This window comes from Natronomonas sp., assembly GCF_047616845.1.
In the GTDB taxonomy this organism is placed as follows: domain Archaea; phylum Halobacteriota; class Halobacteria; order Halobacteriales; family Haloarculaceae; genus Natronomonas.
On sequence record NZ_JBLGBY010000029.1, the window covers coordinates 20,275 to 28,073 of the forward strand.

The 7,799-nt window shown below is 65.3% G+C and carries 8 protein-coding genes; 6 read left to right on the top strand and 2 right to left on the bottom strand.

Annotated features, from left to right (window positions below; translation table 11 throughout):
* Positions 1-17 precede the first annotated feature (17 nt).
* Both ACI8UR_RS07475 and ACI8UR_RS07480 read left to right on the top strand, forming a co-directional pair.
* On the top strand, positions 18-2,198 hold the full coding sequence (locus ACI8UR_RS07475) for an ATP-dependent DNA helicase (RefSeq protein WP_411715045.1): 2,181 nt from the start codon (positions 18-20) through the stop codon (positions 2,196-2,198).
* Positions 2,195-2,911, top strand: a complete 717-nt coding sequence (locus ACI8UR_RS07480; RefSeq protein WP_411715044.1) for an HNH endonuclease — start codon at positions 2,195-2,197, stop codon at positions 2,909-2,911. The genes ACI8UR_RS07475 and ACI8UR_RS07480 overlap by 4 nt, the downstream gene beginning before the upstream one ends.
* Here ACI8UR_RS07480 and ACI8UR_RS07485 read toward each other — a convergent pair.
* Both ACI8UR_RS07485 and ACI8UR_RS07490 read right to left on the bottom strand, forming a co-directional pair.
* Positions 2,908-3,390, bottom strand: a complete 483-nt coding sequence (locus tag ACI8UR_RS07485; RefSeq protein ID WP_411715043.1) for a 2'-5' RNA ligase family protein — start codon at positions 3,388-3,390, stop codon at positions 2,908-2,910. The genes ACI8UR_RS07480 and ACI8UR_RS07485 overlap by 4 nt on opposite strands.
* A complete protein-coding gene (locus ACI8UR_RS07490; protein ID WP_411715042.1) occupies positions 3,390-3,575 on the bottom strand; it encodes a hypothetical protein in 186 nt (61 codons plus the stop codon). Before ACI8UR_RS07490 ends, ACI8UR_RS07485 begins: the two co-directional genes overlap by 1 nt.
* 93 nt (positions 3,576-3,668) lie before the next feature.
* Between ACI8UR_RS07490 and ACI8UR_RS07495 the strand changes: the two genes are divergently transcribed.
* The 4 genes from ACI8UR_RS07495 (at position 3,669) to ACI8UR_RS07510 (ending at position 7,568) form a co-directional block, all read left to right on the top strand.
* Positions 3,669-4,391, top strand: coding sequence for a hypothetical protein (locus ACI8UR_RS07495; RefSeq protein WP_411715041.1), 723 nt, complete (start codon positions 3,669-3,671; stop codon positions 4,389-4,391).
* 32 nt (positions 4,392-4,423) lie between these two features.
* A complete protein-coding gene (locus tag ACI8UR_RS07500; RefSeq protein ID WP_411715040.1) occupies positions 4,424-5,443 on the top strand; it encodes a helix-turn-helix transcriptional regulator in 1,020 nt (339 codons plus the stop codon).
* A gap of 154 nt (positions 5,444-5,597) precedes the next feature.
* Positions 5,598-6,797 carry a hypothetical protein gene (locus ACI8UR_RS07505; RefSeq protein WP_411715039.1) on the top strand — a complete coding sequence of 400 codons (1,200 nt, stop codon included), beginning with the start codon at positions 5,598-5,600 and terminating at the stop codon, positions 6,795-6,797.
* Between the two features lie 72 nt (positions 6,798-6,869).
* Positions 6,870-7,568, top strand: coding sequence for a hypothetical protein (locus tag ACI8UR_RS07510; protein WP_411715038.1), 699 nt, complete (start codon positions 6,870-6,872; stop codon positions 7,566-7,568).
* The last annotated feature ends 231 nt before the right edge of the window (positions 7,569-7,799 follow it).

Genomic DNA, 7,799 nt, shown 5'->3' on the forward strand with positions numbered 1-7,799 from the left:
AAGCCTGAGTAGTCGCCGTGTCACAGTCGGACGGCTATCAGCGGTTCTTCCCCTACGACGAGCCGTACGACCATCAGGACGACGCGATGCGACGCATCCGTGAGGCCCTCGTCGAGGAACGCGACGTGCTCTTCGAGGGTGCCTGCGGGACTGGCAAGACGCTGGCATCGCTCGTGCCCGCCCTGGAGTACGGCCGCGCGGCGGGCAAGACCGTCGTCATCACGACGAACGTCCACCAACAGACCCGGCAGTTCATCGAGGAGGCCCGTGCCATCAACGCCCAGGAACCGATTCGGTCGGTCGTCTTCCGCGGGAAGGCGTCGATGTGCCATATCGACGTCGGCTACGAGGAGTGTCAGGCGCTCCGGGATACGACCCGCGACCTCGTGGATAAAGAGCAGGATATCGCCGAACTGGAAGCCCGGGAAGGCGAACTGCTCGATGCGAGCAAGGAGGGCGACGGCGAGGCCGCCGAAGCCCGCGGCGCAGTGATGGAGGAAATCAACGACTTAGAAGCCGGCATCGAGGCGCTCCGCGAGGAGCGGAACGTCTGCGACCGGTACTACAACAACCTCACCGCCGACACCGACGAATTCTACTCGTGGCTCTACGAGGACGTGCGGACGCCGGACGAAATCTACGAACACGCCCACGAGATGAACCTCTGTGGCTACGAACTCCTGAAAGACGGCATGGAGGGCGTCGACCTCGTCATCTGCAACTACCACCACCTCCTCGACCCGATGATTCGCGAGCAGTTCTTCCGGTGGCTCGGCCGCGACCCCGAAGACATCATCGTCGTCTTCGACGAGGCGCACAACGTCGCCGACGCGGCGCGCGATCACGCGAGCCGGAAGCTGACCGAGCAGACCCTCGACGGCGCCCTGGACGAGCTCGAGGAGTGCGAGGATGCCCGCGCGGAGCCGGCAGCGAACGTCATCCGTGCGTTCCGGACGGCGCTCGTCGACACCTACGAGGAGTCGTTCGGCTTCGGCGACCGCGAGGCCATCGGCGAGGACTGGGAGGACGTTCCCATCGACAACGAGAGCGGCCGCGACGACCTCTCGGTGGCGTTCCTGCAGGCCTACACCGGCCAGGGGTTCGAGACCGACCTGGAGCAGGCGCTGGCGCTTGGCGAGGAACTCGACCGCCGCTACGAGCAGGCGTACAAGGACGGCGAGGCGACGACGCGCCGGGACTGCCCGACGCTTTCGGCCGCCGGCTTCATCGAGACGTGGATGGAATCGAGCGTCGAACCCGGCCAGTACCCCGTCCTGGGCGTCCGGCGCACCGAGACGGGCGTCGTTGGCCGTGCGGAACTGTACACCTGCCTGCCGCAGCAGGTGACCGCACCGCTGTTCGAAGAACTCCATTCGACGATTCTGATGAGCGCGACGCTGCGGCCCTTCGACGTCACCGAGGACGTACTCGGCCTCGACGACCCGCTGACGATGGCTTACGGCGAGCAGTTCCCAGAGGAGCGGCGGCGCACGTACGCCGTCGAGACGCCGGCGCTGTTCGCCAGCAAACGCGACGACCCCGAGACACAGGAGACGGTCGGCGACACCATCGAGGACGTCGTTCGGTTCACACCGGGCAACACGCTGGCGTTCTTCCCGAGTTACGCTGAAGCCGAGCGGTACTACCACCGCTTCTCGGGCGATTCGACGCCGTATCTCGACGAACCCGGAACACGGGCCGAGGAGTTGCGACAGGAGTTCGTCGCAGACGATGACGCCGTGCTGTTCACGTCGCTTTGGGGGACGCTCGCGGAGGGCGTCAGTTTCGACGACGACGATGCCCGAAGCGTCGTCGTCGTGGGCGTTCCGTATCCGCATCTGGATGACCGAATGGAGGCCGTCCAGCGAGCGTATCAGAACGCCTTCGGCGAGGCTGAAGCCGGCCAGGACGACGAGGCGGGCTGGCGCTACGCGGTCGAGATCCCGACCGTTCGGAAGACGCGGCAGGCGCTCGGGCGGGTCATCCGCTCGCCGGAGGATTTCGGCGTGCGCGTCCTGGTCGACGAACGCTACACCCAGTCGAACCGCGTCGAACTGGGTGATTACAGCGTGTATCCGTCGTTCCCGCCGGAGGAGCGGAACGAACACATCGACATCGCACCGGAGAAGCTCCGCTTTGCGATGCTCAACTTCTTCACTGACGCCGATGCCTGGGACGGAACACCACCGAAACCATGAGCAGGAACTGGGAACCACGAGCGGAGAAGCGCCGCACCCGAGACGGTGAGGGGGCACGCTGGGACGTGCTCCGCGATGAGGTGCTCGAACGCGACGAGTTCACCTGCAAGCGGTGTGGCTACGAGCAGCCACAGCGTGGCGAACCGGAACGACGGCTGGAAGCCCACTACACGCTGGCCCACGGCACCCCGTCACTGGAGGACGCCGAGCGCCTGGTGACGCTGTGTGGCCCCTGTCACGCGACGCTGCACGCTGACGACCCAGCCTACGGCGACCTGCGGAAGGAGGCACCGATGTTCCCCCAGCCGGAGGCGCCGGCCTCGGTCGCGACGATGCGCTCGGAGCGGCAACACGTCTGTCAGCGCTGCCAGCACGTCGCCGAGTCGGCGAGGGAACTCGCCGCCTACACCGAGAACGGCAGCCCATACGTGCTCTGTAAGCCGTGTGCCGGTGCGCTGTTGGACGCCGGATACGACCCCGACGCGTTCGAGGTCGCCGGCGATATCGACGTCGAGACGTTGGAGGAACGCGCGGACGAGGCGCCGGTTCGGCCCGTGATGCTCGCCTCGGGCCCCGTTCGGGCGGCGCGGCCGCCGCGGACGGCCTTCGAACGAGTAGTGTACGACACGCCGCTTCGGTACCTGCTCAATCCGATCGGATTCACGCTGCTTTTCATCGTGCTCGGCGTGGCAGCCTCGTTTTACCTCTTCTAGGCCGGCAGCGAGATTCGTTCGGCGGGCTCGTCGTACCGGGCGGCCCAGACGAACAGGGAGTCGATCGTCCACTCGAGGTCGACGTCCCGGCCGACCAGTGAGTCAGCATCGCCGCCGCGGGCGATGGTGACGTGCGGGGAATAATCATCGCCTTCGAGCTGCTCGATGGCGCCGAAGCGTTCGCAGAGCCGCCGATGCAGGCTCAGAAGCTCCGGTGACTCGACGCGAAGATAGACGACCGGTTCGTGGCCCGTAATCGGGTTCTGGAACACGTCGGTGCCCGTGATGCGAACCTGAAACGGCTCGGTGCCGACGATGGCGTCCCGAACCTGGTGGGTCAGTGTCTGTGGGTCGCCCTCACCGAGCCGTTTGATGACGAGCGTGTGGCGGTCGCGGGGCGTCGCGTCGATGAGTTCGGCTGCGAGCCCGCGCGCGAGCCGGGACACCTCCGGGGGGACGGGCGCGTTGACGCTGTACACTAGATGTAATCGAGGAAGTACGCGACGATGAGGACGATGATGATGAGTCCGACGACGGAGCTGAGGCCGCCGAACGCGAACTGCAGGATCTCCATGACGAGTTCGACGGCGATCCAGATGATGACCAAAGCGAGGATGATCTTCAGCAGATCCTCGACCTCGAGGGCGGCTCTGTCGGGAAGCATAACGGAGGCTGCACACGGCGAGCGCAAAAAGGATACGGCCATCGTCCCTCCAGAGCGAAACCGCTTTGACAGCGCGTCACAGACCAACGGTTGATGCGACGAACCCTCGCGCTCGTTGCCGTCGTTGGCCTCTGTTTGACGCTCATGGTCGGCGTCGGGGCGGCGTCCCACGAAGACCCGGACAGAGCCGTGCTCGCGTTCGAACTGCAGGAGGGCGGGGACGCCCGGATGTTCCACATCACCTCCTTCGACCTGAATGAATCGGAGGGGCGAGAGCGATACGAGGCGTTCGCGAACAACGAGACGAAGCAGGCCGAGTTACGGGAGTCCGTTCTCGAAGAGTTACGCAGCCAGGCGGAAAACGCCAGCGAGGCGACGGGCCGCGAGATGCGAATTCACAACGTCTCGGTCGTCACCTACGAGAAGGAGAACTACGGCCGTGTCGAGGTGCGGGGCGACTGGGATAACCTCGCCTACAGCGACGGGCGGCAAGTCGTCGTCACCGAACCGTTCCGGAGCAGCTATGAACCCGACGGCAGGATCGCGATTCACGGGCCCGAAGGGTACCAGCGAACACGAACCGACCCGAGCCCGATTCGCGCCCAGGCAAACAGCGCCCTCTGGAACCCCCGGACGGTGAATTTCACGGGGTTCTACGCTGAGTTCACGAACCCGGACGCCGAAACGACCACCGCAGCGACGGCGACGGCCACCCCGAGCGATAGCCGCTTCGAGGGCTTCGGTACGTTCCTCCGGGCGCTTCTCATCGCGCTCGTCCCGGTCGCGCTCGTCCTGTTGGCCGTCAGGCGGCAATAAACGATATGTGCGACGGCCGCGACGGAGCCAACGTGAAGCGGGGACTCCTCGTTGCGCTTTTCTCCATCGCGTTGCTCGGCACCGTACCGGTCGCCACGGCGACGGCCGGCACCACGCAGGGTGACCTCGACCCCGACGACGTGTTGCTGTCGATATCGCTCGCGGAGGACGGCGACGCCGAGTGGGCCATCGAGTACCGGGTGCGACTCGACAGCGAGGAAGACGAGACGGCCTTCGAGGAGTATCGCGCTGACCTCGAATCGACCCCCGAAACGTACCGCGAGCGGCTCCACAACCGCATGAACGCGACCGCCGAGGACGCGAGCAACGCGACCGGCCGCGAGATGGCGATCCGGGACGTCTCGGTCGACGCCTCGCGTGAGAACCTCCCCCAGGAGTACGGCGTCGTCACCTACACCTTCGAGTGGACGAACTTCGCGGCCGTCGATGGCGACCGACTCGTTGCCGGCGACGCAGTCGATAGCCTGTTTCTCGACAACGAGACCGAACTGCTGATCGAGTGGCCGAACGGGTACGCGCTCGTGGGCGTTCGGCCCGATTCGGACGACGTTCGCGAGAACGCGGTGCTGTGGGAGGGGCCGAAACGGTTCGCGTCCGGCGAACCGCGTCTGGAAGTCGCTCCGGAAAGCGACGTCGACGAGGGGGGCGAACCGACCGGTGAATCCGGAAGCCGGCTCCCGCTCGTCGGCATCGCGCTCCTCGTGGTCGCGCTACTCGGTAGTGTCGGCATCCTGATTCGGCGGGACATCGGGCCGTTCGGCGGCGATGGCGGCGAGACAGCCTCCACAGTGGACGACGAGGCCACGCCACCACCGACCGCGGGCGACCTCCGCAGCAACGAAGAGCAGGTGTTGCGACTCATCGAAGAGCAGGGCGGACGGATGAAACAGGCCGATGTCGCAGAGGAGTTGGGCTGGACGGCCGCGAAGACGAGCCAGGTCACGACGCAGCTCCGGGAGGACGGGACGCTCGATGCGTTCCGGCTCGGCCGGGAGAACGTCCTCGAACTCCCTGGCGAAAGTGATACATAAAGCTATCTACTGTTTACCGGCTCCTGTGAGTTTTCTTCCAAAAAACTGGCTGCAGGCGGTCGGTTTTAATCCGGCTTAATCGAGTTTGATTAGGGTGTACTGGACGTAACGACCGTCCATTTATAGGTATCTCTCGGGGGAAGAGAGGGATGTAATGAAGCGAACGAGTCTACTCGTGGCGCTACTGCTGGTCGTCGGGATGGTCGGTGCCCCGGCGGTCGGCGCAGTGACACAGGACGAACAGGAACAGACCGACGAAGTCGCGCCGGGTGAACGCCTCTCGGGCGTCGTCGGCGTGCAGGAAGCCGAGGTCGAGAATGAGATCGAATCACGCGCATACGAGATCGAGGTCGAGTCGGCTGACAGCGACGAGGAGCGTGCCGAACGCGTCGGTGAGCGCGTCGAGCGGCTCCAGGAGCGGCTCGAAGACCTCCGAGAACAGCGCGCCGAACTCCGAGAGGAGCGCGAGGAGGGCGAGATCAGTGAAGGCGAGTACCGCGCCCGGATGGCGAAGCTCGGCACCGAGGTCGAGTCGGCCAAAACACAGCTGAACAAGACGAACGAGACAGCCTCTGAACTGCCCGAGGAGACGCTCGAACAGCAGGGCGTCAACACGACGGCGATTCGCAAGCTGCAGCAGGACGCCGAGAACCTGAGCGGCGCCGAAGTGTCGGCTATCGCCCGCAGCATCGCCGGCAACGAGCGCGGTGAGGTCGACGTTGAGGTCACCATCAAGCGCAGCAACGGCGTCGTCGAGGTCGAAGTCGAACGCGAGGACGGCGAGCGCGAAGTCGAGGTCGAACGCGAGGACGAACCGGAGAACGCCAGCGAGGCGATCGCCTTCGCCGAAGACCACGTTAGCATCGCCGAGCAGCGCCTTGCCGCTGCCGAGAACCGCACCGGCGAGAACGCGAGCAACGAGACGACCGAAGCGCTCGAGGAAGCGCGGATGTCGCTCGATGAAGCCCGCGCCGCGCTGAACGACTCGAAGGCCGCCCTCGATGCGGGCAACGAGGAAGAGGCGCTCGAGTTAGCCGAAGAGGCGAACGAACAAGCCGCGGAGACCATCGATACCGCTGAAGAGGCCCGCGAACAGGACGCAGAGGACGAAGAAGAGCGTGAGGAGCGTGAGGAAGAAGAGGACGATAGCGAAGAGACCGACGACGAGGAGGACAGCGAAGAAACGGAGACCGAGGAGACAGAAACCGAAGAGGGTGAAACTGAAGAAACAGAGGCCGAGGAAACAGAGACCGAAGACACCGAGGAAACGGACACTGAAACCGAAGACACCGAAGAAACGGACACTGAAGACACCGACGACGAAGACGACCGCACCACGGAGACGGAATCGTAAGGTCGGCACCGCACCGTAGTTTTGCGTGCAGGCGAATCGTTTTAGCAGAATCCTGGTATAATTTACACACGAATGCAACGGAGACGAGTCCTGACACGGGTTGTCGGCGTGCTTCTCTGCGTGGCGCTGGTGTCGTCGATGGCAGCAGCGCCCGTGGCCGCGTCCGAGCACACGAGCGAGGAGTTCCTCGTGCAGCTGGACGCAGAGGGGAACGCGGATATCGCCGTGACGTACACGTACGATCTTGAGACGGATAGTGAACAAGCAGCCTTCGACGAGCTGCGGACGAACGAGACGGCCCGCGAGGAAATGGCAACGCGGTTCCGGAACCGCATGCAGTCGGTCGCCGACGATGCGGGCAACGCGACCGGCCGCGAGATGACCGTGACCGACGCGAACGTCGAGGTCGACTCGACCGACAGCGTCGGCATCATCACACTGTCGGTGACCTGGGAGAACCTCGCCGCCGTCGACGGCGAGCAACTGACCGTGACCGAACCGTTCGCGAGCGGCTTCGAACCGAACCGAACGTTCACGGTCGAGATGCCGGAGAACTACGAGGTCGCGTCGGTGACACCGGAGCCGACCACGACTGGCGGGGGAACCGCATCCTGGGAGGCGGGGACGAGCCTCAGCGGCTTCGAGCTCGTCGCCGAGCCGACCGGCGAGATGGGTACCGGAACGAGCGACGGTGACGGCGCCGGCTTCGGCGCCGCGGTCGCGGCTACAGCGCTCCTCGGTGGTGCGCTGTTGGCGCGGCGCGGGCGGTAAGCGACGGTCTGTTTTTCAGCGTCGGCGCTTGCTTTTTCGAGACTCCTCACTTCTGGCACTGCCACCCCCCGCAGCTCGCGGGTCGCTGCGCTCCCCGCTCGCTCTCGAGACTCCTCACTTCTGGCACTGCCACCCCCCGCAGCTCGCGGGTCGCTGCGCTCCCCGCTCGCTCTCGAGACTCCTCACTTCTGGCACTGCCACCCCCCGCAGCTCGCGGGTCGCTGCGCTCCC